The 25,094-nt window shown below is 69.7% G+C and carries 21 protein-coding genes and 1 tRNA gene; 20 read left to right on the forward strand and 2 right to left on the reverse strand.

The genetic code is table 11. From position 1 onward, the window contains the following. Position 1 precedes the first annotated feature (1 nt). Entirely contained in the window at positions 2 to 1,417 is a 1,416-nt protein-coding gene (locus ACG2DA_RS00555) for a dihydroorotase (RefSeq protein WP_395253503.1), read from the reverse strand. Positions 1,418 to 1,523: 106 nt separating this feature from the next. Here ACG2DA_RS00555 and tdh point away from each other — a divergent pair, with 106 nt between their 5' ends. The 5 genes from tdh to ACG2DA_RS00580 all read left to right on the forward strand — a co-directional run bounded on the left by tdh (position 1,524) and on the right by ACG2DA_RS00580 (position 5,298). Continuing rightward, positions 1,524 to 2,552 carry an L-threonine 3-dehydrogenase gene (tdh, locus tag ACG2DA_RS00560; RefSeq protein WP_395253504.1) on the forward strand — a complete coding sequence of 343 codons (1,029 nt, stop codon included), beginning with the start codon at positions 1,524 to 1,526 and terminating at the stop codon, positions 2,550 to 2,552. Positions 2,553 to 2,645: 93 nt separating this feature from the next. Continuing rightward, positions 2,646 to 3,158, forward strand: a complete 513-nt coding sequence (locus ACG2DA_RS00565; RefSeq protein ID WP_395253505.1) for a Uma2 family endonuclease — start codon at positions 2,646 to 2,648, stop codon at positions 3,156 to 3,158. Positions 3,159 to 3,160: 2 nt separating this feature from the next. Continuing rightward, complete coding sequence (locus ACG2DA_RS00570) at positions 3,161 to 4,354, forward strand: glycine C-acetyltransferase (protein ID WP_395253541.1); 1,194 nt, start codon at positions 3,161 to 3,163, stop codon at positions 4,352 to 4,354. Positions 4,355 to 4,441: 87 nt separating this feature from the next. Further along, the gene (gene hisI, locus ACG2DA_RS00575; protein WP_395253506.1) at positions 4,442 to 4,861 is read left to right on the forward strand and encodes a phosphoribosyl-AMP cyclohydrolase; all 420 of its coding nucleotides are present in this window, start codon (positions 4,442 to 4,444) and stop codon (positions 4,859 to 4,861) included. After that, complete coding sequence (locus ACG2DA_RS00580) at positions 4,858 to 5,298, forward strand: 6-pyruvoyl trahydropterin synthase family protein (RefSeq protein WP_395253507.1); 441 nt, start codon at positions 4,858 to 4,860, stop codon at positions 5,296 to 5,298. The genes hisI and ACG2DA_RS00580 overlap by 4 nt, the downstream gene beginning before the upstream one ends. Positions 5,299 to 5,335: 37 nt before the next feature. Here the strand turns inward: ACG2DA_RS00580 and egtD are convergent, their stop codons facing one another. Then, on the reverse strand, positions 5,336 to 6,313 hold the full coding sequence (gene egtD / locus ACG2DA_RS00585) for an L-histidine N(alpha)-methyltransferase (protein ID WP_395253508.1): 978 nt from the start codon (positions 6,311 to 6,313) through the stop codon (positions 5,336 to 5,338). A 105-nt stretch (positions 6,314 to 6,418) separates the two neighbouring features. Here egtD and ACG2DA_RS00590 point away from each other — a divergent pair. From ACG2DA_RS00590 to ACG2DA_RS00660, 15 genes are all read left to right on the forward strand, one after another. Then, positions 6,419 to 6,505: transfer RNA gene (locus tag ACG2DA_RS00590), tRNA-Ser, on the forward strand. A gap of 57 nt (positions 6,506 to 6,562) precedes the next feature. Further along, positions 6,563 to 7,204 (forward strand): DNA integrity scanning protein DisA nucleotide-binding domain protein, encoded by a 642-nt coding sequence (locus ACG2DA_RS00595; protein WP_395253509.1) that lies wholly within the window; start codon positions 6,563 to 6,565, stop codon positions 7,202 to 7,204. A gap of 38 nt (positions 7,205 to 7,242) precedes the next feature. Further along, positions 7,243 to 7,842: a hypothetical protein gene (locus tag ACG2DA_RS00600; RefSeq protein WP_395253510.1), complete on the forward strand. Its 600-nt coding sequence runs from the start codon at positions 7,243 to 7,245 to the stop codon at positions 7,840 to 7,842. Further along, positions 7,839 to 9,299, forward strand: coding sequence for an ATP-binding protein (locus ACG2DA_RS00605; protein WP_395253511.1), 1,461 nt, complete (start codon positions 7,839 to 7,841; stop codon positions 9,297 to 9,299). Before ACG2DA_RS00600 ends, ACG2DA_RS00605 begins: the two co-directional genes overlap by 4 nt. 26 nt (positions 9,300 to 9,325) lie before the next feature. Then, the gene (locus ACG2DA_RS00610; RefSeq protein WP_395253512.1) at positions 9,326 to 9,940 is read left to right on the forward strand and encodes a response regulator transcription factor; all 615 of its coding nucleotides are present in this window, start codon (positions 9,326 to 9,328) and stop codon (positions 9,938 to 9,940) included. Positions 9,941 to 10,326: 386 nt separating this feature from the next. Then, complete coding sequence (locus tag ACG2DA_RS00615; protein WP_395253542.1) at positions 10,327 to 11,070, forward strand: cytochrome c3 family protein; 744 nt, start codon at positions 10,327 to 10,329, stop codon at positions 11,068 to 11,070. Positions 11,071 to 11,146: 76 nt separating this feature from the next. Next, the gene (locus ACG2DA_RS00620; RefSeq protein ID WP_395253513.1) at positions 11,147 to 14,470 is read left to right on the forward strand and encodes a TAT-variant-translocated molybdopterin oxidoreductase; all 3,324 of its coding nucleotides are present in this window, start codon (positions 11,147 to 11,149) and stop codon (positions 14,468 to 14,470) included. A 61-nt stretch (positions 14,471 to 14,531) separates the two neighbouring features. Beyond that, entirely contained in the window at positions 14,532 to 16,004 is a 1,473-nt protein-coding gene (gene nrfD, locus ACG2DA_RS00625; protein WP_395253514.1) for an NrfD/PsrC family molybdoenzyme membrane anchor subunit, read from the forward strand. A 10-nt stretch (positions 16,005 to 16,014) separates the two neighbouring features. Beyond that, complete coding sequence (locus tag ACG2DA_RS00630; RefSeq protein ID WP_395253515.1) at positions 16,015 to 17,913, forward strand: quinol:electron acceptor oxidoreductase subunit ActD; 1,899 nt, start codon at positions 16,015 to 16,017, stop codon at positions 17,911 to 17,913. Positions 17,914 to 17,979: 66 nt separating this feature from the next. After that, on the forward strand, positions 17,980 to 19,275 hold the full coding sequence (locus ACG2DA_RS00635; RefSeq protein WP_395253516.1) for a quinol:cytochrome C oxidoreductase: 1,296 nt from the start codon (positions 17,980 to 17,982) through the stop codon (positions 19,273 to 19,275). 136 nt (positions 19,276 to 19,411) lie between these two features. Beyond that, the gene (locus tag ACG2DA_RS00640; protein WP_395253517.1) at positions 19,412 to 19,921 is read left to right on the forward strand and encodes a hypothetical protein; all 510 of its coding nucleotides are present in this window, start codon (positions 19,412 to 19,414) and stop codon (positions 19,919 to 19,921) included. After that, on the forward strand, positions 19,918 to 20,829 hold the full coding sequence (locus ACG2DA_RS00645) for an SCO family protein (RefSeq protein WP_395253518.1): 912 nt from the start codon (positions 19,918 to 19,920) through the stop codon (positions 20,827 to 20,829). The genes ACG2DA_RS00640 and ACG2DA_RS00645 overlap by 4 nt, the downstream gene beginning before the upstream one ends. A gap of 70 nt (positions 20,830 to 20,899) precedes the next feature. After that, positions 20,900 to 21,988, forward strand: coding sequence for a cytochrome c oxidase subunit II (coxB, locus tag ACG2DA_RS00650; protein WP_395253519.1), 1,089 nt, complete (start codon positions 20,900 to 20,902; stop codon positions 21,986 to 21,988). Positions 21,989 to 22,038: 50 nt separating this feature from the next. Further along, complete coding sequence (ctaD, locus tag ACG2DA_RS00655; protein WP_395253520.1) at positions 22,039 to 23,781, forward strand: cytochrome c oxidase subunit I; 1,743 nt, start codon at positions 22,039 to 22,041, stop codon at positions 23,779 to 23,781. A gap of 104 nt (positions 23,782 to 23,885) precedes the next feature. Beyond that, a complete protein-coding gene (locus tag ACG2DA_RS00660) occupies positions 23,886 to 25,028 on the forward strand; it encodes a cytochrome c oxidase subunit 3 (protein WP_395253521.1) in 1,143 nt (380 codons plus the stop codon). Positions 25,029 to 25,094: the final 66 nt, after the last annotated feature.

Raw genomic sequence — 25,094 nt, forward strand, 5'->3', positions numbered from 1 at the left:
GTCAGGCGGGGCCGATGCCGTCCGGCGTGGCGTGGAAGCCGCCGCGGGCGTGGTCGCAGCGGACGGCCCGGCCGCGGACGCCCTCGTCGAACCGGGGGCTGCCGTCCACCGTAGTCGTTCCGCCGCGGCGCGAGAAGACCCGCCGCCCGCCGACGAACGTGTCCGTCACCCGGCCCGTCAGCGTCTCGCCGTCCCAGGGGCTCCACCGGTTCTTCGTGACCTGCTCCGCGTCGCGGACGGTGAAGCTCTCGTGTGGATTGACGATGCAGACGTCGGCGTCGTAGCCGTCCGCCAACCGCCCCTTCCCGACGAGGCCCCACACGCGGGCCGGGGCGTCGCACATCGCCTCGGCGATCCGCTCGACGGTCACCCCGCGCTCCGGGCCGTGGGTGAGCAGCAAACTCAGGCTGTTCTCCAGCGCCGGCAGGCCGGAGGGGGAGTCCGGGTAGTCGGCGGCCTTCTCCTCCAGCGTGTGCGGGGCGTGGTCGGTGGCGACGACCTGGATCGTCTCCCCGTCGGCGAGCGCCTGCCACATCGCGGCCCGGTCGGCGGCGCTTTTGATCGCCGGGTTCATCTGCACCCGACTGCCGAGACGGTCGTAGTCGCGGGTGTCGAACAACAGGTGATGCGGGCAGACCTCCGCGGTGATCTGCGGGCCGGCCTGGGCGATCTCCCGCAGTTCCCCCGCGGTGGAGACGTGCAGCACGTGGAAGCGGTGGTCGTGCCGGGTCGCCAGATCGATCGCCCGCCGCACGCTGACGACGGCGGCCTCCTCGTTGCGGATGTCGCTGTGCACCCGGATCGGCCAGGGCGGTTCGCCGAGGCGGTCCCGCACGGCCTCGCGGTTCGCCCGCACGGTCGCCTCGTCCTCGCAGTGGGCGCACAGGGGGAGCGTCGTCTCGGCGAAGATCGCCTCCAGCGCCTCCTGGGCGTCGACCAGCAGGTTGCCGGTGCTGGACCCGATGAAGATCTTGATCCCGCAGGTGACGTCGGGATCCGCGGCCTTCAGTTCGTCGAGGTTGTCCGGCGTGGCGCCCAGGTAGAAGCCCCAATTCACCAGGGCTTTCTCCTCGGCGATCTTGTTCTTCGCCTCCCACAGGGCCCGGGTGACGGTGGCGGGCTTGGTGTTGGGCATCTCCAGCACGGTCGTGACCCCGCCGGCGGCCGCGGCCCGGGTGCCGGTGCGGAGGTCTTCCTTGTGCGTCAGGCCGGGATCGCGGAGGTGCACCTGATCGTCGATCACCCCGGGAAAGATCAGCTTGCCGGTGCAGTCGACGATCTCGTCGGCCTGAACCGCGGCGGGCGGGTCGATCTTCAGCGTGCCGCCGTCCAGCAGCACGTCGACGCGACGGGTTTCGAAGCCGGAGCCGACGGGAAGGACGGCGTCGCCGCCGCGGAGCAGGGTGCGGTGGGCCATGCGGTAATCCGGCGTCTGGATGCGGGTGGACGGAGCGGGGAAGGGGCCGGAGAATGCCGGTTCGCCGCTCGCCCGTCACCCCCCTCACCCCGAATGCGGTGGAGATTTGAAAGCGCTCGTGAAAGCCAAGCCCGAACCGGGGCTGTGGCTCGAAGACGTCCCCGAGCCGGAGGTCGGCCCGAACGACGTGCTGATCGGCGTCCATAAGACCGGCGTCTGCGGCACCGACCTGCACATCTACCAGTGGGACGCCTGGGCCCGCAAAACGATCCCGGTGCCGATGGTCGTCGGGCACGAGTTCGTCGGGGAGGTGCTGGACACCGGCTCCAACGTGACCGACTTCCACCCGGGGGAGATCGTCTCCGGTGAGGGGCACGTCGTCTGCGGGCGCTGCCGGAACTGTCTGGCCGGCCGCCGGCACCTGTGCGCCCACACGATCGGGCTGGGGGTGAACCGCCCGGGGGCGTTCGCCGAACGGCTGAGCCTGCCGATGACGAACGTCTGGCACCACGCCGACGACATCGACACGGACGTCGCCGCGATCTTCGACCCGCTCGGCAACGCGGTGCACACGGCGCTGCACTTCGAGGTGCTGGGCGAGGACGTGCTGGTGACCGGCTGCGGCCCGATCGGCTGCATGGCCGTCGCCGTGGCCAAACACGCCGGCGCCCGCTTCGTCGTCGCCACCGATCCCAACGCGGAGCGCCGGGCCCTGGCGAAGCAGATGGGCGCCACCCGCGTCGTCGACCCGACGAAGGAAAAACTCGCCGACGTTCAGCGGGAACTCGGCATGAAGGAGGGCTTCGACGTCGGGCTCGAAATGTCCGGCAACCCCTCGGCGTTCCGCGACCTGCTGGCGAACCTCTGCCACGGCGGCAAGTGCGCGATGCTCGGCATCCCCAGCGAGGAGATCGCGATCGACTGGAACACGGTCGTGTTCAATATGCTCACGATCCAGGGCATCTACGGCCGCGAAATGTACGAAACGTGGTACCAGATGACGGTGATGCTCCAGAGCGGCCTGGACGTCACCCCCGTCATCACCAGCCGGCTGCGGTACGATCAGTTCGAAGAGGGCTTCGCCGCCATGAAAGCCGGCGGCGGCAAAGTGATCCTCGACTGGAGAGACGCCTGACGGAGCCGCTTGCGGTTTCGCCGGTCGATCACGGAACTGATCCCGATGAGTGCGTCGTTCCCTGCGCCAGTCACTGCCGACGCTTTTCAGCGGATGGAAGACCCTCGGAACGGCCGATGGACCCTCACCCGCGGAATGCTGACGGTCCAGCCGTGGCCGGGGCTCCTGCACGGGGCAGTGCACGGCCGCGTTCTCAGCCAACTGATCGAACGAGTCGATCTGGCTCAGTGGCGCGTGTTGAACGTCGGCTGCATGACTCACCGCGATCCCGATACCGTCCGTCAGATCGAAGTCGCTCTCTATAGCTATGAGCGGGTCCGTGGGCGGCGCTGTCCCGTCACGGACTATCCTACAATCGGACCGGAACTGGCGTTCGAAGTCGTGGACGTTGCCGACACGCCGCACTCCGTCCTGGAAAAGGTGGACGATTTACTCGCCGTCGGAACCGACCGCGTCGTCGTCCTCAACCCCTTACGTCGCACCGCCGTCCTCTATCACCCCGACGACGAACCCACCTTTCTGCGGGAGCAGGATCGCCTCGCCCTGCCCGCGCCGCTCGACGGTTGGACGCCGACCGTCGCCGAACTGCTGTCCGAAGGAAATTAGCCATCGCCGCCCCGTCCGACCGTTTCCTCAATCACGTCGCCGCCGAACTGGACGGCATCCGCGACGCCGGCACCTACAAGAACGAACGCGTTCTGCACTCCCCGCAGGACGCCCGCGTCACCGCCGAGCCCGGCGGGAAGGTGCTGAACCTCTGCGCCAACAACTACCTCGGCCTCGCCGATCACCCGGCGGTGCTCGCCGCCGCCCGGGCCGAACTGGACGAACGCGGCTACGGCATGGCCAGCGTCCGGTTCATCTGCGGCACGAACGACAAGCACAAGGAGCTGGAGGCCCGCCTCTCCCGCTTTCTGGGCACAGAGGACACGATCCTCTATCCCAGCTGCTTCGACGCCAACGGCGGGCTGTTCGAGGTGCTGCTCGGCCCGGAGGACGCCGTGATCTCCGACAGCCTGAACCATGCCTCGATCATCGACGGCATCCGGCTGTGCAAGGCCCAGCGGTTCCGGTACAAGAACAACGACCCGAAGGACTTGGAAGCGAAACTGAAGGAGGCGAAGGACGCCCGGTTCCGGCTGATCGCCACCGACGGGGTGTTCTCGATGGACGGGGTGATCTGCGACCTCGCCGCGGTCTGCGAGTTGGCGGACAAGTACGACGCCCTGGTGATGTTCGACGACTGCCACGCCACCGGCTTTCTCGGCCAGACAGGCCGCGGCACGCACGAGCACTGCGGGGTGATGGACCGGATCGACGTCACCACCGGCACCCTCGGCAAGGCGCTCGGCGGCGCCAGCGGCGGCTATACGGCGGCGAAGCAACCAATCGTGGACCTGCTCCGCCAACGCAGCCGGCCGTACCTGTTCAGCAACGCCGTCGCCCCGCCGATCGTCGCCGCGAGCCTGACGGTGCTGGACATGCTCGAAGCGGACACGTCCCTCCGCGACACGCTCGAAGCGAACACGGCCCACTGGCGGGAGAGCCTGGCGAAGACCGGACTGTCGGTGCTGCCCGGCGAGCACCCGATCACCCCGGTGATGCTCGGCGACGCCGCCCTCGCCGGCCGCTTCGCCGACAAGCTGCTGGAGCGCGGCGTGTACGCGATCGGCTTCAGCTACCCGGTGGTGCCGAAGGGGCAGGCGCGGATTCGGACGCAGGTTTCCGCGGCCCACACCCGCGACGACCTCACCTTCGCCGCGGAGCAGTTCGCCGCGGTAAAAGCGGACCTTGCGTTGTAGAGACGTCCGCACGAAGCCTGTCGGAACTGCGACCGTCAGGGAGCCGGCTCCCTGACGGTCGGACGGCCTCGGCGGTAAACTGAGGCCATGACCGCCACCTTCGCCCCCCGCGGCTCCAAGGCCGAGCTGGAAGCCCCGGACGCCCCGTTCGCCCCCAAGTTCGACGCCGACGGGCTGATCCCCGCGATCGCCGTCGACGCCGAGGACGGGACGATCCTCATGCAGGCCTACATGAACGCCGAGAGCCTCGCCCAAACGTTGGAGAAGGGCGAGGCGGTCTACTGGTCCCGCAGCCGGCAGGAACTGTGGCACAAGGGCGCCACCAGCGGGCAGGTGCAGACCGTCGTCGAACTGCTGACCGACTGCGATCAGGACAGCATCCTGCTCCGCGTGAAGCAGGCCGGCGGCGGGGCCTGTCACACCGGGCAGCGCTCCTGCTTCTACCGCAAGGTGCCGGTCGGGCAGGGGAACGCGGTGAACCTCGCGTCCTCCTCCTACCAATCGTGAGCGGGGCGCACCTCACCGTCGTCCGCCGGATCGAGTTCTGCGCCGGGCACCGGCTGCTCGGGCACGAGGGCAAGTGCGCCGCCCTGCACGGGCACAACTACGCCGCGGAGTTCCACGTCACGGCCGACGCCCTCGACGACGTCGGCCGGGTGGTCGATTTCGCCGCGATCAAGGCGGAATTGAAAGGTTGGATCGACCGCGAGTGGGATCACGGCTTCCTGCTGTACGAGGGGGACGAGACCGCGATCGCCGCGGTGCGGGCGGTGGAGCCCTGCAAGCTGTTCACGCTGCCCCTCAACCCCACCGCCGAGGCGCTGGCGGACTACCTGCTGACCCGCGTCTGCCCGGACCGGCTCGGCCCGCTGGGCGTACGGTGCACCCGGGTGGAACTGTGGGAGACCCCCAACTGTCGCGCCGTCGCTTCCCTGCCCGCGTAACGCCGAGGCCCCGCGGGGGCTCGGCGTTACGGGTGATCTACTGGGCGGTCATCGCGGCGACGGCGAACAGCTCCCGCGGGTCCGTCCAGACCGTGTCGATCGCGAAGCCCGCCTCCGCGGCGAGGGCGTCGAGCATCGGCCGGTCGAACTTGTGGCTGTTCTCCGTGTGAATCGATTCGCCCGCGGCGAAGTCGAACCGCCGGCCGGCCACCGTCGCGGACAGGGCGGCGTCGGCGACGAGGTGCATCTCGACCCGGCTCTGCTTCGCGTTCCAGCGGGCCTCGTGCCGGAAGCGGTCGACGGGGAAGTCGGCCCCTAGTTCTCGGTTGATGCGGGTCAGCAGGTTGCGGTTGAACTCCGCCGTGACGCCGGCCGCGTCGTCGTAGGCGGCTTCCAGCGTCGCGGCGTCCTTGATGAGGTCCGCCCCGAGGATCAGCCCCCCGCCGGGGCCGACCGCGTCGTGGAAGGTCCGCAGCACCCCGGCGGCCGCCCCGGGGCCGAAGTTCCCGATCGTGCTGCCCGGGAAAAACCCGACGCGGCGGCGGTGCGGCGGCAACTCCGGCAGCGGGACCGGCTGCGTGAAGTCCCCGACCACCGGGAGCACCGGCAGGTCCGGGTACTCGGCGCGCAGCCGTCCGGCGACGGTTTCGAGGAACGGCCCGCTGATGTCCTGCGGCACGTAGGCGGCCAGGCCGCCGACGTGGTCCCGGCAGGCGTCCAGCAGGACCCGGGTCTTCTCGCTGTTCCCGCTGCCGAACTCGATCAGCACGGCCTCCGGGCCGACGAACCGGGCGATCGGCTCGGCCTGATTCTGGAAGATCGCGGCCTCGGTCCGGGTGGGGTAGTACTCCGGCAGGGCGGTGATCGCCTCGAACAGGCGGCTGCCGGTTTCGTCGTAGAAATACTTGCAGGGCAGCGATTTGGGCTCGCCGGAGAGTCCGGCCAGCACGTCCGCGAGGAAGGTCCGCTCCGGGGCGGGAACGTCGGACGCGGGGGCGGCGCTGGGGTCGGACATCGGGAGCCGGCGATTGGCAGGGGCGGGGGGGTGTCGTAGCATCCATTTCGCCGGTTCCCACCGGCGACGACGCCGGCCCCGACTCTTTTCGAGCCCGCCGGTGTTGGAGAGGTGGCAGAGTGGTCGATTGCACCGGTCTTGAAAACCGGCGTCGGTTCATCCCGACCGCGGGTTCGAATCCCGCCCTCTCCGCTCCTTCCAGCGCCGGAGCCACGGCTCCGGTTTCGGTCCCCCTCCCCTGGCGCCGCGATGTCCGCCGAGAGCGATCTGATCGCCCGCCTGTGTTGCCCGGGGCGGGGCGTGCCGCCGGACACCCTCACGGCGGTCATCACCCTGGCCGTGGAGATCGCCCGGGAAGGGCGGGAGGGGCGCCGCGTCGGCACCCTGTTCGCCATCGGCGACTGCGACAACGTCCGCACCGTCAGCCGGCCGCTGATCCTCGACCCGGTCTCGGAGCACCCCCGGGACGTGCGGCACATCTCCTCCAACGACGTGCGGGAGACGATCAAGGAACTCGCCCAGCTCGACGGCGGGTTCGTGGTGGAGGAGGACGGCACCGTCTGCCACGCGGCCCGCTACTTCGACACCCGCAGCGCCGGCGTCTCCCTGCCGCTGGGGCTGGGCAGCCGGCATATGGCGGCGGCCTCCGTCACCCGGGAGACCGCTGCGGTGGCGGTGGTCGTCAGCGAATCGGCGATCGTGCGGCTGTTCCACCAGGGCGCAATGGTCAACGAGATCACCCCGGAGCTGTGGCTCCTCCGCCGGCACGGGTTGTTGCAGGACGATCACGCTAAGAGCCCCGTCGTGGAGCAGGCCGGCGGCATCGCGGTCGCCTCGTCCAATGGCGGAATTGAGCAGGCGGAGGGCGGAAGGACGGCGGCGGACGGGTAGAATCCGGTCCTTCCGTCCTCCCCCTGCCGCCGTCCGCCGTGAATCAGGAGCCCGACACGCTGCCGCTCGGCCCGTTCCGGTTTGGGCCGGCGGAGGTGCGCATCGCCGGCCGGCCGACCGTGGAGGCCTTCGCCGGGCCGCTGCGGTTCGCCCTCTGGTGCCAGAAGGGCGCCGCCTGGTGGATCGGCGACCTGCTGAATGCCGGCGACGAACGCTTCGGGGAGATGTTCAGCCAGGTGTGCGAGGGGCAGATCTCCGCCAGCCTGCTGCAACGGTACGAATCCGTCGCCCGCCGGGTGCCGCGGGAGAACCGCCGGCCGAACCTCTCCTGGAGCTGTCACGCCGCCGTCGCCCGGCTGCCGGGGGCTTCGCAGCGGCGGCTGTTGGCGAAGGCGGAGGAGTACGGCTGGAACAGCTCCGTGCTCGCCCGCCGGGCCCGGGCGGAACTGGCGCGACTCAAGGCCGCGGGGGAGTCGGACGACGACGCCTCCGAGGACGACGGCGACGACGAGGACGACCGCGGCTCCCGGGCCGAACCCGCCTTCCGTGAGGATCTTGCCGAGGCGTTCGACGCCTCTTCCGGGGAGTCCTCCAACGAAACGAAGTCCGCGGCGGCGACGACGGGGGCGGGCGAATGACCGGCGGACGGCTCGCCGGCGCCCTGGATCGTCGCTGGCTCAGAACGCTGACCGGGCGCCCCCGGGCCGGGGACGCCAACGCCGGGCCGCACGCGGACGCCGCGGCGTGGCTCGTGCAGTTGCGGTGGGTCGCGGCGGCGGGGCAGCTGGTGACGATCGCGACGGTCTGCTGGGGGTTGGGGCTGAGCCTCGACGCGGTCCCGCTGCTGTGGGTCGTGGCGCTGACGGCCGGGACGAACGTGGCCCTCGCCGCCTGGCTGACCGCCCACCCGGAGCACGGCCCGCCGGGGGAGCCGGATCGCAGCCTCGTGCCGGCGCTGGGGGCGGCGATGCTGCTGGACGTCGCCCTGCTGACGGCGCTGCTGTTCTTCAGCGGCGGGCCGAACAACCCGTTTTACGGGTTCTACTTCGTGAACCTCGCCCTCGCCGCGGCTCTGCTGCCGACCCGCTGGGCGTGGGCCTGCGACGCCGTCGCGGTGCTCGGGTTCGGGTTCATCCTAACCGACCACCACCCGCTGCCGGGCATCCCGCACGCCCAGCCGCCGCTGCTGGAGGTCGGCCGCATCTCCCTGCTGACGGCCGGCCGGTTCGTCGCCTTCCTGACGTGCAGCGGGACGGTGGTGTACTTCGCCACGCTGCTGCGGGACCGCGTGCGGCAGCGGGACGCCCGGGTGCGGGCGGTCGAGGCGGAACTGGCCCGGGCCCAGAAGCTGGAGGCGCTCGGCACGCTCGCCGCCGGCGCCGCCCACGAACTGAGCACCCCGCTGGGGACGATCGCGGTGGTCTCGAAGGAGGTCAGCCGGCGGATCGAGCGGGCGGCGAACGGCAAGCCGACGCCCGACGCGGACGAAAAGAACCTGCGGGACGTGCGGCTGATCCGCGGGGAGGTGAACGCCTGCCGGTCGATCCTGGACCGGATGAGCGCCGACGCCGGCGAGGCGGTCGGGGAGGCGCCGGCGGAGGTCACGCCGCTGGAACTGATCGAGGAAACGCTGACCGGTTTGCGGGAGCGGGGCGTGGTGCGGGTCGTCGCCGAGGACCCCGCCGCCCCGCCGACGCTGCACGTCCCGCTGGTCCGGCTGGCCCAGGCGTTGCGGGGGTTGGTGCACAATGCGGCCTGTGCCGCGGACGGCGGCCCGGTGACGGTCCGCGTCTCCGGGGGAGCGGGGGGGTGTGACGGCCTGCCGCAGGGGGTAGAATCCTCCCGGATCGGCGTGAACGACGCAGACGGTTTGCGGATCGCCATCCGTGACGACGGCCCCGGAATGTCGCCGGCGGTGCTGGCCCGCGTCGGGGAGCCGTTCTTCACCACCAAGGAGCCCGGCCGGGGAACCGGCCTGGGAGTGTTCCTCGCCCGCGCGGTCATCGAACGGCTCGGCGGATCGCTGACCTTCGACAGCGCTCCGGGGCGGGGCACCACCGCCCACATTTTCCTTCCGGCCCGCCGCCCGGCGTGAGCCCCCGCCAGTTCGTCTCCGTCGCCATGTCTCTGACCACCTCCTCGACGCCCGGGTTTGCGCAGCAGCCCCCGACCGCCGCCGTCCCGGGGCGAGTCCCGGGCGCCTCGGACGTCGACCCCGGCTGCTGCCTGATCGTGGACGACAGCGACCTGTACCGGGACCGCCTCGCCGAGGCGATCCGCGAGCGCGGCTACCGGGTGATGACCGCCGACGGCTACGACGCCGCCATCGAGCAGGTGCGGCGCCAGCCGCCCGGGCTGGCGGTGGTCGACCTGAAGATGCCCGGCCGCAGCGGGCTGGACGTGGTGCGGAGCCTGCGGGAACTCTCCCCGGAGACGAAGTGCGTGGTCGTGACCGGGTTCGGCTCGATCGCCAACGCCGTCGACGCGATCCACGCCGGGGCGCTGAACTACGTGACTAAGCCGGCGGACGCCGACGAGATTCTCGCCGCCCTGCACCGCGGGGAGGGGGAGCCGGTCGGCCCGAAGGAGTACAACCCGCCCACGCTGGCGGAGAACGAGTGGGAGTACATCCAACAGGTGCTCGCCGACTGCGGCGGCAACATCTCTCAGACGGCCCGGATCCTCGGCATCGAGCGCCGCACCTTGCAGCGGAAGCTCAAGAAGATGCGGCCGTGAGCGTCGCCCGGACGGGGACGGGGATAACGAACGGGTGAGTCGCGCGGGGGATCGCGGGGGCGGGCGAACGCCGTCCGGCCCGCCGATCCCCCTTTTTTCTTGCCCAATGCGTCCCGCCGGAGCGCCGCGGCCGCGTGACGCACCCGTGCGGCGGCGGGTCGCGTCGCGGGACTTCGCGGCGATCCCTAGGATGCGGCCCGACGGGGGAAGAGCCCCCGCCGCTCCGCCCCCGTTGCCCGCCGCGCCCCGTGAGCAGCCCCCCGCCTCCCGACGACGCCGCCGTTCCCCCGGCCCCGGCCGGAGGGTCGCCCGTTGATCCGGTGACGATCTCCGACGGGACGCCCGAAACGGACGACGGTCGGTTCTACTTCCCGGCCTGGGTCAACATGGCCGTGCTGCCGGGGCTGGCGGTCGTCGGTCTGCTCGGCGCCTATGTGGTGGGGCTGGTCTTCTACGGCGGCTCCCCCGAGACGCTGCTGACCGGCTACAAGCCGACCCAGCCGGTGCCGTTCTCGCACGCCCTGCACGCCGGCCAGATGAAGCTGGACTGCCGGTACTGTCACACCGGCGTGTTCAAGGGCGCCCACAGCAACGTGCCCAGCACGAGCGTCTGTGCGAACTGTCACAACGGCACGCAGGTCGACGGCGTGACGGTGAAGGTCGCCGTTCACGTCAACAGTCCCCGCCTCCAGCCGGTGCGGGAGAGTATCGCCACCGGCTCCGCGGTTCCCTGGGAGCGGGTTCACGACCTGCCGGACTACGCCTACTTCAACCACTCCGCCCACGTGAATCGCGGCGTGAGCTGCGTGTCCTGCCACGGCCGGATCGATCGGATGGAGGTCGTGGAGCAGGTCATGCCGCTGAGCATGGGCTGGTGCGTCGAGTGTCACCGCAACCCGCAGGACGCTCTGCGGCCGCCGGAGCTGGTCACGAACCTCGCCTGGGACTGGAACAAGGAGGGGCTGGAAAGCTACCGCACCTTGTTCGCCAGCCTGTACGACATGCCGGTGGAGGACGCGGATCTCGCCTCGCCGGAGGCGGTCGAGGCCTTTCGCACCCGCTGGGTCGACGCCTGGCAGGACGCCCGCGACGTGCATCCGAATACCGACTGCGCCACCTGTCACCGGTAGTCTTCGGCCGGGCCGCCGCGGCGGCCCGGCGTGACGGCATCGAACGTTTCCTCGCTCACTGCTCGCTCCGCCCCGCATGACCTCCCCCCGTCCCGCCGCCGACCCGTCGCCCGCCGCCGGGGCCGCTTCGTCTTCGGCTCAGGGCGGTCGCCGTTACTGGCGTAGCCTGGACGAGGTGAAGAATACGCCGGAGTTCGAGGCGTTTCTGCACCGCGAGTTCCCGGAGCAGGCCGACGAGCCGGTCGGGTTCGATCGTCGCCGGTGGTTGCAGGTGATGGGGGCCTCGCTGGCGCTGGCCGGCGTGACCGGCTGCCGGTGGGAGAATGAGCAGTTCATGCCGATGGCGACCGGTCGCAGCGCCGGCCGTCTGCCCGGCGTGCCGCAGTTGTTCGCCACCGCCTGGGAGCTGGACGGCGTCGGCCGCAGTCTGCTGGTCAGCTGCGTGGACGGCCGCCCGATCAAGGTTGAGGGCAATCCGGAGGATCGGAACGGCCGCGGCTCCAGCTCCGCGTTCGATCAGGCGTTGATCCTCAGCCTGTACGACCCGGACCGTCAGGGGTCGGTGATGAAGGGCGTCGGGGCGAAGGCTGCTCCGTCCACCCTTGATGCCGCCCTGTCGGCGCTGGGCGGCGTGCTGGGCGACGGCGCCGGCTCCACCGCGGTGCTGTGCGAGGCGACCGGCTCCCCCACGCTGAAGCGGCTCCGCGACCGCGTGACCGGCGCCGGGGCGACCTGGTGCGAGTACTCCCCGCTGTCTGGCGACAGCGTCCGCGAGGGTGCCCGGCAGGCGTTCGGCGAGGCTCTGCGGCCGACCTACGATCTGGCCGCCGCGGACGTCATTGTCAGCATCGACGCCGACCCGCTGGGCGACGACCCGAACTCCGCCGCGAACAACCGCGGCTGGGCGGCCCGCCGCCGGCCGGAAGACGGGCCGATGAACCGGCTCTATGCGATCGAGAGTCAGTTCTCCGTCACCGGCGCCGCGGCGGATCACCGCAAGCCGGTCAAGAGCACGGCGATCCCCGCGTTCCTGCGGGATCTTCAGGCGGCTCGCGACGGCGGCACGGCGAGCGACCCGTTCGTCGCGGCTCTCGCCGACGATCTGAACTCCGGAAAGAAGTGTGTCGTGATCTGCGGCGCCCGCCAGCCGGCGGCGGTGCAGGCCTATGTGCACCGGCTCAACGAGGAGTTGGGCAATCACGGCGTCTCCTTCGCCGCCGAGGCCGACGCCCCGGCGAACGCCGACTCCGTCGTCTCGATTCAGGAGCTCTGCGGGCGGCTGCGGGGCGGCGAGTTCGAGAATCTGGTCGTTCTCGGCGGCAACCCGGCCTACGACGCGCCGGCTGACTGCGAGTTTGCCGAGGCAGTCGCCAAGACGAAGCGGTCGGTCCGCGTGGGCCTGTACCGCGACGAGACGAGCCTGCTGTGCGGCTGGCACGTGCCGATGGCTCATCCGTTCGAGCAGTGGGGCGACGTGCGGCTGTGGGATGGCACGTACGCGATCCAGCAGCCGCTCATCCAGCCGCTGTTCGGCGGCGTGACCAGCGCCGAGTTCCTCGCCCGCCTGCTCGGCGAGCCGGCCGCGACCGGTTACGAGCTGACCCGGGCCACCTTCGACGAGCGGATCGGCGGCGGCACGTCCGCCTGGAAGACCGCTGTGCACCGCGGGTTCGTGGAGAACTCCGCCGGCGAGCCGGTCTCCGCCTCCGTCCGCGGCGACGCCGCCCTGCCGGACACCCCGGCGCCGGACGGCTTCGAGCTGGTGCTCACGCCGTCCAGCAGCGTGCACGACGGCCGGTTCGCCAACAACGGCTGGTTGCAGGAGGCTCCGGACTTCCTCACGAAGCTCGTCTGGGACAACGCGGCCCTGATCTCCCCGGTGGACGCCGCGGAGCTGGGCCTCGAGCAGGGCGACGGCGTGATCCTGACGACCCCCGGCGGGTCGATTGACGTGCCGGTCTACATCCTGGCCGGGCAGGCGAAGGGCTCCATCGGTCTGGCGCTGGGCTACGGCCGCACGGCGGCGGGGATCGTCGGCGGGAACGTCGGGATCAAAGACGGCGCCTTCCTGGACGTCGACGAGGAAGACCAGCTGGCCGAGGGCATCGGCTTCGACGCCTACCCGCTCTGGCGGACCGCGGAGCAGGGGGCGAACTCGCAGGTGATCGCCGGCGTGAAGGTCGCCCCGGGGGCGGTCGAGCACGAGCTGGTCACGACGCAGAACCACCATGCCATCGACGAAAACGGCATGGAGCACATCACTCGCGTCACCCCGATGCTGGTCCGCGAGGCCACCGAGGCGCAGTACGCAGAGCATCCGGACTTCGCCGACAAGCTCGTCCATCACCCGCCGCTGGAAAGCCTGTGGGAGAGTCGCGAGTACACCGGCCGCAGCTGGGGGATGGCGATCGACCTGGCGGCGTGCACCGGCTGTAACGCCTGCGTCGTCGCCTGTCAGGCCGAGAACAACGTGCCGGTCGTGGGCAAGGATCAGGTGAAGCGCGGCCGCGAGATGCACTGGCTGCGGATGGACCGCTACTTCACCCCGAACCTCGGCGGGGCCGCCAAAGCCCCGGCGGAGGCCGTCGACGACGAGGCCGGGCTGGAGGTGACGGACCCGGAGGCCTGGATGCACCCGGCGATCGCCAGTCAGCCGATGATGTGCGTTCACTGCGAGAACGCCCCCTGCGAGCAGGTCTGCCCCGTCGCCGCGACGGTGCACACCGAGGAGGGCCTCAACGCGATGGTCTACAACCGCTGCATCGGCACGCGGTACTGCTCGAACAACTGCCCCTACAAGGTGCGGCGGTTCAACTTCCTCAACTACAACAAGCGGTACGAGGGGGCGAACAAGCAGCTCACCGGCATGGTGCTGAACCCCGAGGTGAGCGTCCGCGTCCGCGGCGTCATGGAGAAGTGCACCTACTGCGTGCAGCGGATCCAGAACGTGACGATCCCGCTGGACAACGTCGGGGCGCCGCTGGAGGACGGCATGATCCAGGTCGCCTGCGGCCAGGTCTGCCCGACGGACGCCATCGTCTTCGGCGACCTGAACGACGAGAACAGCCGCGTCCGGAAGCTGCACCAGAGCGGCCGGGCCTACAAGCTGCTCAGCGAATACAACACCAAGCCCCGCACGGCCTACCTGGCCCGGATCCGCAACCCGCACCCGGACCTCGAAAAGGCCGAGGCGTACTACCGGGACCTGTCCGAGGTCCTGCACGACGACCACGGCGGCGGGCACGGCCACGACGACGAGCACGGCGGCCACGGCGATCGGGCGGAGGGTTCGGAGCACGATCCGCACGCCCCGGACGACGATCCGCACGGCTCCGGCGCCCACGAGCACGACGACGACCACGCCGCCGCCTCCCGGTTGCTGAAGGTGATCCCGGTCTGACCGGCCGCGGCCCGCCCGTCCTTTCCCCTCTCGCTTTCAACCTTCCCCTCCCCCTCGCAGCATGGCCTCGGCCGACCCGACCGCCTTCCGCGACGACACCCCCTGGATCGGTCCGGCCCGCGCGCCGCTGGTGACGGGCGGGAAGTCGCTGCGTTGGATCACCGACCGCGTCACCGGCCTGGCCCTGCGGGACACCCCGTGGCAGTGGACGGCGGCGTTCGTCGTCAGCGTGCTGCTCACGCTGATGCTGCTGGGCAACATCGCCTTCCTGATCTTCCGCGGCGTCGGCGTCTGGGGGAACAACGTCCCGGTCGCCTGGGGCTGGCCGATCGTGAACTTCGTGTTCTGGGTCGGCATCGGGCACGCCGGCACGCTGATCTCCGCGATTTTGTTCCTGTTCCGGCAGAACTGGCGAACGGGCATCAACCGCTTCGCGGAGGCGATGACGATCTTCGCGGTCGTCTGCGCCGGCACCTTCCCGGCGATCCACGTGGGCCGCATCTGGGTCGTGTACTGGCTGGCCCCGTACCCGAACCAGATGGCGATGTGGCCGCAGTTCCGCTCGCCTCTGCTGTGGGACGTGTTCGCGGTGAACACCTATTTCACGGTGTCGCTGCTGTTCTGGTACATGGGCATGATCCCCGACCTCGCCACGCTGCGGGACCGGGCGAAGAACAAGATCGCCCAGTTCGCCTACGGGATCGGCTCGATGGGCTGGACCGGCAGCAGCCGGGCCTGGTGGCGCTACGAGAAGGCCTACATGCTGCTGGCCGCCCTGGCGGCGCCGCTGGTGCTCTCGGTGCACACGATCGTGTCGTTCGACTTCGCGGTCTCCCAGCTGGCCGGCTGGCACACCACGATTTTCCCGCCGTACTTCGTCGCCGGCGCCGTGTTCAGCGGATTCGGAATGGTGCTGACCCTCATCATCCCCGCCCGGGAATGGTTCGGGCTGAAGGAGATCGTGACGCTCCGCCACCTGGAAAACATGTGCAAGGTCATCATCGTGACCGGCAACATGGTGGGCTACGCCTACGCGATGGAGTTCTTCGTCGCCTGGTACAGCGGGAACATGTACGAGGCTTACGCCTTCATCAACCGGGCCCTGGGCCCGTACTGGTGGAGCTACTGGATCATGGTCTCCTGCAACGTGATCACGCCGTTCCTCTTCTACAGCAAGAAGTTGCGGACGACGCCCTGGATCATCTTCGTGATCTCGATCTTCGTGAACATCGGGATGTGGTTCGAGCGGTTCGTGATCACGATCACCTCGCTGCACCGCAGCAACCTGCCCAGCGCCTGGAAGTACTTCAGCCCCACGCCCGTCGACTACATGATGCTGCTCGGCAGCTTCGGGCTGTTCTTCACGCTGTTCCTGCTGTTCTGCCGCTACCTGCCGATGTGCGCCATCGCGGAGGTGAAGAGCACCATGCCCCAGCCGGAGCACGAGAACCTGAACGCCCCCGGCGCCCACACCGGGCAGGATTCGATCAACCCGCCGCAGGCCGGCGACTTCCGCACCGAGGGAGCCTACTAGGAAAGCCGTCATGGTCTCTCGCGGAACCCCCCAACCGACCGATATGCAGCGGACCGACACGCTGTCCGACCCCTTCACGGGTCAGCCCTCCGGGCCGGCCTACAAGGCGCTGTCGCACGTCAACAACCGCCTCGCCGCCCCGCCGGACGCCTCCCGCGCCCCGAAGCTGACAGGCGTCGTGGCGGAGTACGACACGCCGGAGGAGCTGCTCTCCGCCTGCGAGCGCGTCCGCGACGCGGGCATGACGAAGTGGGACAGCTACACCCCGTATCCGATCCACGGGATCGAGCGGGCGATGGGCATCAAGGCCACGATCCTGCCCTGGATCGTGCTCTGCGGCGGCCTGACCGGCTGCGCCACCGGCCTCCTGATGCAGTGGTACCTCAACGGCAGCGAGGAGTTGGCCAACGAGGTCGGCATCCCCACCGCCCTGCAGGGGTACAACTTCCTGATCAGCGGCAAGCCGATCTGGAGCCTGCCGGCGAACATCCCGGTGGCCTTCGAACTGACGATCCTGTTCAGCGCCTTTGGGGCGTTCTTCGGGATGCTGGCCCTGAACCGCCTGCCGCGGCTCTCCAACCCCCGCCTGCGGCTGCCGGGCTTTCGCCGCGGGACCGACGACCGGTTCGTGATCGGGCTGGACGCGAAGGATCCGAAGTTCGACCTCGCCGCCGCCGGCGAGCTGCTCTCCCCGACCCGCCCGGCGTCGGTGCGGGAGGTGTGGGACGTGGAGCCCCGCCGTCCGCCGGCGTGGATCCCGACGGTCGCCCTGATTCTGTTCGCCCTGCTGCTGATCCCGCCGGTCCTGATCGCGGAACACCGCAACACGCCGTGGAGCACCCCCCGCATCCACCCGGTCGGGGATATGGACTGGCAGGCGAAGTTCAAGCCGCAGGAACGCAACCCGTTCTTCGCCGACCAGCGGGCGATGCGTCCGCAGGTTGAGGGCACGATCGCCCGCGGCGAACTCGACCTGGACGACGCCCTGTACCGCGGCGTCGATCCGACCGGCGGGCCGGCCCAGGCCTCCGGTCCGGCCCCGGCGCTGCCCGACGGGCGGGACCAGCGGCTGGCCAGCGCCGCCCTGTTCGCCTTCGCCTCGTTCCGGCAGGACGAGGCGGAGAACGCGGACGCCGGGGACGGCGCCGACACCGGCGCCAGCCCGACCGACGCCCCGCAGGAGCAGACCGGCGACGCGCCCGCCGCCGACGGAGGGGCCGACGAAAACAAGAGCTACGTCACCGACCTGCCGATCGAGCCGTCGCTGGAGAACGTCCAGCGGGGCCAGTTGGTGTTCAACATCTACTGCGCCGCCTGCCACGGGGTGGGCGGGTTCGGCAACGGCCTGGTGGCCCAGCGGGCGGCGACGCTCAAGCAGCCGACTTGGGCGCCGCCGTCGAACCTGCACACCGACGTCGTCCGCAACCGGCCCAACGGCTTCCTGTACGACGCGATCGCCAACGGCGTCCGCAAGATGCCGGCGTACGGGTCGCAGATCGACGTGAAGGACCGCTGGAACGTCGTCCTGTACCTGCGGGCGCTTCAGAAGAGCCAGGCCGCGCAGATCGCCGACATGCCCGAGGCGGACCGCGACCGCGTGCGGGCGGAAGCCCGGGCCGCGAAGGAAGCCGCCCGCCTTGAGGCGGAAGCCGGCGGCGGCGAGACCGCCGCCTCCGGCGGCTCGAAGGAAACCGACGGCGGCGCCGACGATGCGATCGTGCCCCGCGGCGCCAGCGCCGGCGTGCCGGAGACGAGCAGTTCCGCGGCCCCGACGGACCCCGGCAAGGCCTCGCCGGACGTCGACGGCCGCAACGAGAGCGAAAGTCCCGTCGCCGAGACCCCCGAGGAAGCCGCCGCCGAAGAGTCCGCTGGCGACGAACCCGCTGGCGACGAGTCCGAGTCCAACTGAGCCCATCCGCCGCGGTCCCGCGGCGCTCCGTCACCCCCGTATTCCCCGCTCGCTCCCGCGTCCCGCATGGCCCACCACGCCCCCGCCGTCGACCCCGCCAAGCTGCGGGAAGGGCTCGGCGACCTGACCGGCAAGCTTCGCGTGCCGCTGCTGATCGCCGGGGCCGTCGGTCTGCTGGCGGCGGCGCTGCTCAGCCTGCTGCACGGCGGGGACGCGGTGAAGCGGTTCCTGTTCGGCTACCTCTGGGCCTACTGGTTCTTCCTGACGATCAGCCTCGGCGGGCTGTTCTTCGTGATGGTCCAGCACGTCACCCGGGCCGGCTGGAGCGTGACGGTCCGGCGACTGGCGGAGTTCCTGGCGGCGAACCTGTGGGTGTTCGCCCCGCTGTCGATCCCGCTGCTGCTCGGCGTGCTGTTCAACGGCTCCGGGGTGTGGGAGTGGGCGAACCCGGAACTGGTGGAGCACGGCCCGAACGCCGAACTGCTGCAACACAAGTCGCCCTACCTCAACAAGACGTTCTTCCTCATCCGCTGCGCGATCTACCTGGCGGTCTGGAGCTTCTTCGGCTGGAAGGTGGCCTCGCTGAGTCGCAAGCAGGACGAAACCGGCGACGTCAGTCTGACGCAAACGATGCACAACTGGAGCGTCGCCGGGCTGCCGCTGACCTTCCTGACGGTCACGTTCGCGGCGATCGACTTCCTGATGAGCCTGACGCCGACCTGGTACAGCACGATTTACGGCGTGGTGATCATCGCCGGCTGTGCGGTCAGCGTGCACGCCACCCTGGCGATCTTCGTACTGCTGCTCCGCAAGCGGGGCGTGCTGACGGAGGCCGTGACGGTCGAGCACCAGCAGGACCTCGGCAAGCTGCTGTTCGGGTTCATCGTGTTCTGGGCCTACGTCAGCTTCAGCCAGTTCCTGCTGATCTGGTACGCGGACATCCCCGAGGAGACGGAGTACTACCTCGTGCGGTTCGAGCACGGCTGGTCGTTCTTCATGGCGATGCTGCTGACCGGGCACTTCATCATCCCGTTCCTGGGCCTGATGAGCCGGCACGTGAAGCGGCGGGACTCCACTCTGATGTTCTGGTGCGTGTGGGTCCTGTTCATGCACGCCGTGGACCTTTACATCTACATCATGCCCCGGCTGACGCACGACGCGGTGCACGCCGCGGAGGCGGCCGGCGCCTCGGCGGAGCAGCTCGCCGCGATCGGCGTGCCGCTGAGCCTGATCGACCTGGCCTGCTTCGTGGGCGTGGGCGGCTTCGCCGGCGCCACGCTGCTGACGGCGGCCGCCGGCGTGGCCCTCGTGCCGCACCGCGACCCGCGGCTGCACGAGGCCCTCGCCTTCCACAACACCTGATCCGCCAGATCGCCGTCCGGGGCGCCCGCGTCATCCGGGCGTCTCGACCCGGCCGGCGCCGTCCCGAACACTCCCCCAGTTCCCGATTGCCCCGCTCGCGGGGTGAAACCCGCCGCGACCACGCGGTTCATCGACCATGTCCGACCCCATCGGCGACAAGCAGGCCTACAACGACCTGAACATCCGCACGATCTTTCTGGTCGGGCTGCTGTCGGCGGTCGGTCTGTTCGTGATCATCACCGGGGCTCGCGTCCTGTATCAGAAGTGGCAGGCCGGCGAATACCAGGAGAAACAGATCAACGTTCCGCTGGCGAGCGTGGACGCGGAACTGCAGGAACAGCGGGCGGCGATCGACCGCTACGGCTGGAACCCGACCACGGACTCCGCCGCGATGCCGATCGATGTGGCGATGACGGAGCTGGTCGAGGAGCTGTCCGGCGAACCGGTCGCCGACGAACTGCACAGCCTTCCCACCGTGCCGGACGAGGCCGGCGAGCCGCGGGTCGGCACCGGCGCCGTCGTACCGGACGACGCCGCGCCGGACGAGGCCCCGGCAGGCGACGCCGCCGCCGAGGGGGACGGCGCCCTGGAGGGGGCCGGCGTGAACGACGAAACCGAACCGACCGACGTGGGGGCCGAGGCTTGACGCGGCCACTCGCCCTCGCCGTCGCCGCCCTGTGCGGCCTGCTCTGCCCGGCGCTCGCGTCGGCGCAGGCGGTCCGGCCGGACAAGCCGGACCCGAACGTCGTGCCCTTCGAGGTGCGCGAGGTCGGCGTGGACGAGAAGCTCGGCGATCAGGTGCCGGCGGACCTCCTCTTCCGCGATCACACCGGCAACCGGGTGCGGTTGGGCGACTATTTTGACGGCACGCGGCCGGTCATTCTCACGCTGAACTATTCCCGCTGTCCCAAGATCTGCGACATGCAGTTGCAGAACCTGGCGCGAACGCTGGGCGAATTGGACGTGACCGCCGGGGACGACTACCGCGTCGTCACCGTCAGCATCGATCCTTCCGAGGGGCCGGAGGTGGCGGAGAGCCGGCGGCGGGGCTACGTGCGGCTGATGGGGAAGGGGAACTGGTCGTTCCTGACCGGAACGCCCGCCTCGATCGCCCGCCTCGCGCGGGCGGTGGGGTTCCGCTACAAGTACGAACCGAGCACCAAAGAGTATCACCACGCCCCCGTGGCGATCCTGCTGACGCCCACCGGCCGCGTCGGCCGCTATCACCACCGCCTCGACTTCGACCCCGAGACGCTGAAGCTCGGCCTGATCGAAACCGGCGAGGGCACGCTCGGCACGACCTCCGAATACTTCCCGCTGATCTGCTACCGCTACGACCCGGAGCGGGCGGCGTACGTGCCCCGCGTCGCGGAGATGCTGATGGCGGGCGCCGGTTTCCTGTTCGTCGTCGGCTTCGGCGGTTGGCTGTCCTGGCAGTGGCGGCGGAGCCGGGCCGCGTCCAGCGATCGTGAGGGCGGATCGGGCGAAAACTCCCGCGTGCGTCGAGAGGACGCGCGAAGCGGGGGGCCCGTGAACGCTCCCGCCGCCGTATAACACCCGGGGCCGCCCGCCCGGCCCTGACGCCCCGTCGCCGTCGAAAACCTTTCGTCTCGGACCCCCGCTGATGCCGTTCTTCCCGCCGCTCGCCGACGACTCCGGCGACGGAGTGTTGTTCCGCCCGCAGGCGTCGACTTTCGCGGAAAATACGGACTCCCTGTTCTGGCTGATCACGTGGATCAGCATCGTGTTCTTCGTCCTGGTGGTGGGGGCGATGGGCTGGTTCATGTGGCGTTACCGCCACCGCCCGGTGGAGACGTTTTCCCCCGATACGCCCAGCCACAACCTGCCGTTGGAGCTGACCTGGACGGTCATCCCGACGCTGCTGGTGATCGTGATCTTCGGCTTCGGCTTCACCGGCTACCTCGACCAGCGGACCCCGCCGGTCGACGCCTACGAGGTGCGGGTGATCGCCAAGAAGTGGAACTTCCTGTTCGTCTACCCGGACGCGAACTTTAAGAGCAGCACGCTGTACGTGCCGGTGGACCGGCCGGTGCGGCTGCGGATGGTCTCGCAGGACGTGCTGCACAGCTTCTGGGTGCCGGCGTTTCGCGCGAAGTGGGACATCGTCCCCGGCCGCGACAGCATCGTCTGGTTCACCTGCACCGAACCGGGCGAGTACCTTTACGAATGCACTGAGTACTGCGGCAAAGGCCACAGCGACATGATCAAGGAAGGCGGCGTGGTCGCCGTCCCGCTGGAGGAGTTCGAGGACCGGCTGCGCGAGGAACGGCTCATCGCGCTGGAGAGTATCAAGGAAGACCCGCTGGCCGCCGGCGAGGCGATCTACAAGGACGCCGGTTGCTCGGCCTGTCACACCGTCACCGGAGTGAACCTGAACTGCCCGACCTGGAAGGACCTGTGGGGCACGGAGCGTGAGTTCACCGACGGCACCTCCACCGTCGCCGACGACGACTACATCCGCGAGTCGATCCTCCAGCCGGACTCCCGCGTCGTGAAGGGCTACCAGAACGTGATGCCGGCCTATCGCGGGCAGCTGGAGGAGATCGAGATTATGGCCCTGACCGCCTACATCCGCTCCGTCAGCGAGAAGGGGCAGGCGGAACTGGCGAAGTACCTCGACGACGTCGCCGGCCCGGACGACGCCGCCGCCGGCGACGCCCCGGGCGGGACCGCCCCGCCGGCCGCCGAATAGTCCGCCCCCACTTCCGCCGCACACCCCCCGCTTCCAACCTCCCCGCGACCATGGCCGTCGAAACCCCCACTGATTACGCCGCCGGCGACGCGGCCGCTGCGCCGGAGCGTCGTGCGGCCGCCGGCCCGCCGGGGTACGCGGAAGACAACTACATCACGCACTCCCGCGGCCTGCTGAGCTGGCTGGTCACGCTGGACCACAAGCGGATCGGGGTGATGTACCTGATCGGCGTGCTCAGCGCGTTCCTGCTGGGCGGCATCTTCGCCCTGCTGGTACGGGCGGAGCTGTGGACGCCGGCTCGGACGATCGTCGACGCGGACACCTATAATCGCTTCTTCACCCTGCACGGGGCGATCATGGTGTTCCTGTTCATTATTCCGTCGGTGCCGGCGGCGATGGGGAACTTCGTCCTGCCGATCATGCTGGGGGCGAAGGACGTCGCCTTCCCCCGGATGAACCTGGGCAGCTTCTATCTGTGGTGCGCCGGGGCGACCTTCTTCCTAATCACGTTGATGAGCGGGTCGCTTGATACGGGCTGGACGTTTTACGTGCCCTATTCGACCTCGACGGACACCGCCGTCATCACCGCCCTGATGGGGGTGTTCATCCTCGGGTTCAGCTCCATCTTCACCGGGCTGAACTTCATCGTGACGGTTCACACGATGCGGCCGCCGGGGATGGAGTGGTTCAAGATGCCCCTGTTCCTGTGGGCGATCTACGCGACCAGCATCATCCAGGTGCTGGCGACCCCGGTGCTGGCGGTCACGCTGTTGCTCGTGCTGGTCGAGCGGGTGTTCGGCATCGGCGTGTTCGACCCGGCTCACGGCGGGGACCCGGTGCTGTTCCAGCACTTCTTCTGGTTCTACAGCCACCCGGCCGTTTACATCATGATCCTGCCGGGCTTCGGGATCATCAGCGAGCTGATCTCCACCTTCAGCCGCAAGCACATCTTCGGCTACCGGTTCATCGCCTACAGCTCGATTGCGATCGCCCTGTTCGGCTTCCTCGTGTGGGGCCACCATATGTTCACCTCCGGGATGAGCACTGTGGCGGCCTTCGTGTTCAGTCTGCTGACCTTCAGCGTGTCGATCCCGTCGGCCATCAAGGTCTTCAACTGGCTGGCGACGATGTACAAGGGGAACATTTGGCTGGCGACGCCGATGTGCTACGCCCTGAGCTTCATCTTCCTGTTCACGATCGGCGGTCTGACGGGGCTGCACTTGGGCGCCCTCGCCACGGACATCCACCTGCACGACAGCTACTTCGTCGTCTCCCACTTCCACTACGTGATGGTCGGCGGGACGCTGGTGGCGTTCCTCGGCGGCCTGTTCTACTGGTGGCCGAAGATGACGGGGCGGATGTACAACGACTTCTGGGGCCGCGTCAGCGCCCTGGTGGTGTTCCTGGCCTTCAACCTGACCTTCTTCCCGCAGTTCATTCTGGGAACGAAGGGGATGCCGCGGCGCTACTACAACTACGTGCCGGAGTTCCAGTTCTGGCACCAGGTGAGCACCGCCGGCGCCTTCCTGCTGGGCGGCGGACTGCTGATCGCCGCCGGCGTGTTGCTGCACAGCCTGTTCCGCGGCGCGAAGGCCCCCGCAAACCCGTGGGGCGCCGCGACGCTCGAGTGGCAGTGCTCTTCGCCCCCGCCGCACAACAACTTCGACGAACCGCCGACCGTCGGCGATCCGTACGCGCTGAACCGCGTGGTCTACGACCCGGACACCCGCAGCTACCGGCAGATCGAGGACTTCTCCAACGACGGTCCGCCGCAGCAAACCGCGAAGGTGTGAGGTTTTGACGGTTTGCGAAGCCCCCGCCGCGGGTGCGGCGGGGTGACGCCCCTTCCGGCCCGGCCGCGGCTTCCGCAGCCGGGCCGCTTTCTTATGATCCGCCCATGAGCGCCGCCGCCCCCGCCCCGCCGACCGGCGAGCCCGGTCTGGACCCCGCCCACGCCGATCCGCACGGCGACCACGGCCACGGGGACCACGCCCACGTGCACGACCCGCATTCGCCGCACGGGCACGCCCACCACTTCGAGAGCTGGCGGCAGCAGTTCGACGCCGGCAAGCTCGGCATGTGGCTGTTCCTCGCGCAGGAAGTGCTGTTCTTCAGCGGCCTGTTCTGCCTGTACGCGGTCTATCGCTCGCTGCACCCGGAAGTCTGGGAGTACGCGGACCGCTACCTCAGCGTGCCGCACGGCGCCTTCAACACCGCCGTCCTGCTGTTCAGCAGTCTGACGATGGCTTGGGGCGTGCGATGCGCGATGCTGGGCCAGCGGATCGGACTGACCGGCTGCATCGCCGCGACCTTGTTCTGTGCGGCGCTGTTCCTCGGGGTGAAGAGCTTCGAGTACACGGAGAAGGCCCACCTCCAGATCCTCTGGGCCGGGGCGACCGAGGAGCCGCTGATGAGCGGTACCCGCTATCAGGAGCCGCTCGTCGACGTGACCGAGCAGGTCGCCTTGGAGGCGGAGTCGCCCAAGACCCTGGAGGAGCGGGAAGCCGAGGCGCTGGAGGCCACGGACGTGACCTTGCGGAAGATCAGCGTCGGCTCCGCGATCGTGGCGCTCGTGCTGTTGGTCGGGGCGGTCCTGTGCTGGAAGCTGAAGGCGGTCGGCTGGATGGTGGGGCTCGCGGCGGGGGTGCTGTGCGCCGTCGGCCTCCTGATCGGGGCGGAAGGGTCGTTGATCCTCGCCCACGCCATGCACGGCTCGCATGAGACCGAGAGCCACCACGAAGCGGGCGACGATCACGACGGTCACGTGCAGACCGCCGACGAGATGCTCGCGGCGGAGGCCGAGGAAGAGGTCGCCCCGGAGGGCATCGGCCAGTTCTTCAGCATCTACTACGCGATGACCGGTCTGCACGCGATCCACATCCTCGCGGGGATGGTCGTGCTCACCTGGCTGATGATCCGGGCCTTCCGCGGCGACTTCACGCCGGACTACTTCGGCCCGGTCGACTTCGTGGGCCTGTATTGGCACCTGGTCGACCTCGTGTGGATCTACCTGTTCCCGCTCCTGTACCTGATCGGCTGACCGACGCGCCGCCGCGTCGCTCCGTTCGCCCCCGGCCCGTCCGCCGTTCCGCCCGCACCCGTCCCG

The organism is Alienimonas sp. DA493 (assembly GCF_043951915.1).
Lineage (GTDB): Bacteria > Planctomycetota > Planctomycetia > Planctomycetales > Planctomycetaceae > Alienimonas.

Bases quoted from the DNA above. Each gene is read 5' to 3' on its own strand.
- ACG2DA_RS00555 (WP_395253503.1), bottom strand. From the start codon at position 1,417: ATGGCCCACCGCACCCTGCTCCGCGGCGGCGACGCCGTCCTTCCCGTC.
- ACG2DA_RS00565 (WP_395253505.1), top strand. From the start codon at position 2,646: ATGGAAGACCCTCGGAACGGCCGATGGACCCTCACCCGCGGAATGCTG.
- hisI (WP_395253506.1), top strand. From the start codon at position 4,442: ATGACCGCCACCTTCGCCCCCCGCGGCTCCAAGGCCGAGCTGGAAGCC.
- egtD (WP_395253508.1), bottom strand. From the start codon at position 6,313: ATGTCCGACCCCAGCGCCGCCCCCGCGTCCGACGTTCCCGCCCCGGAG.
- ACG2DA_RS00595 (WP_395253509.1), top strand. From the start codon at position 6,563: ATGTCCGCCGAGAGCGATCTGATCGCCCGCCTGTGTTGCCCGGGGCGG.
- ACG2DA_RS00605 (WP_395253511.1), top strand. From the start codon at position 7,839: ATGACCGGCGGACGGCTCGCCGGCGCCCTGGATCGTCGCTGGCTCAGA.
- ACG2DA_RS00610 (WP_395253512.1), top strand. From the start codon at position 9,326: ATGTCTCTGACCACCTCCTCGACGCCCGGGTTTGCGCAGCAGCCCCCG.
- ACG2DA_RS00615 (WP_395253542.1), top strand. From the start codon at position 10,327: ATGGCCGTGCTGCCGGGGCTGGCGGTCGTCGGTCTGCTCGGCGCCTAT.
- ACG2DA_RS00620 (WP_395253513.1), top strand. From the start codon at position 11,147: ATGACCTCCCCCCGTCCCGCCGCCGACCCGTCGCCCGCCGCCGGGGCC.
- nrfD (WP_395253514.1), top strand. From the start codon at position 14,532: ATGGCCTCGGCCGACCCGACCGCCTTCCGCGACGACACCCCCTGGATC.
- ACG2DA_RS00630 (WP_395253515.1), top strand. From the start codon at position 16,015: ATGGTCTCTCGCGGAACCCCCCAACCGACCGATATGCAGCGGACCGAC.
- ACG2DA_RS00635 (WP_395253516.1), top strand. From the start codon at position 17,980: ATGGCCCACCACGCCCCCGCCGTCGACCCCGCCAAGCTGCGGGAAGGG.
- ACG2DA_RS00640 (WP_395253517.1), top strand. From the start codon at position 19,412: ATGTCCGACCCCATCGGCGACAAGCAGGCCTACAACGACCTGAACATC.
- coxB (WP_395253519.1), top strand. From the start codon at position 20,900: ATGCCGTTCTTCCCGCCGCTCGCCGACGACTCCGGCGACGGAGTGTTG.
- ctaD (WP_395253520.1), top strand. From the start codon at position 22,039: ATGGCCGTCGAAACCCCCACTGATTACGCCGCCGGCGACGCGGCCGCT.
- ACG2DA_RS00660 (WP_395253521.1), top strand. From the start codon at position 23,886: ATGAGCGCCGCCGCCCCCGCCCCGCCGACCGGCGAGCCCGGTCTGGAC.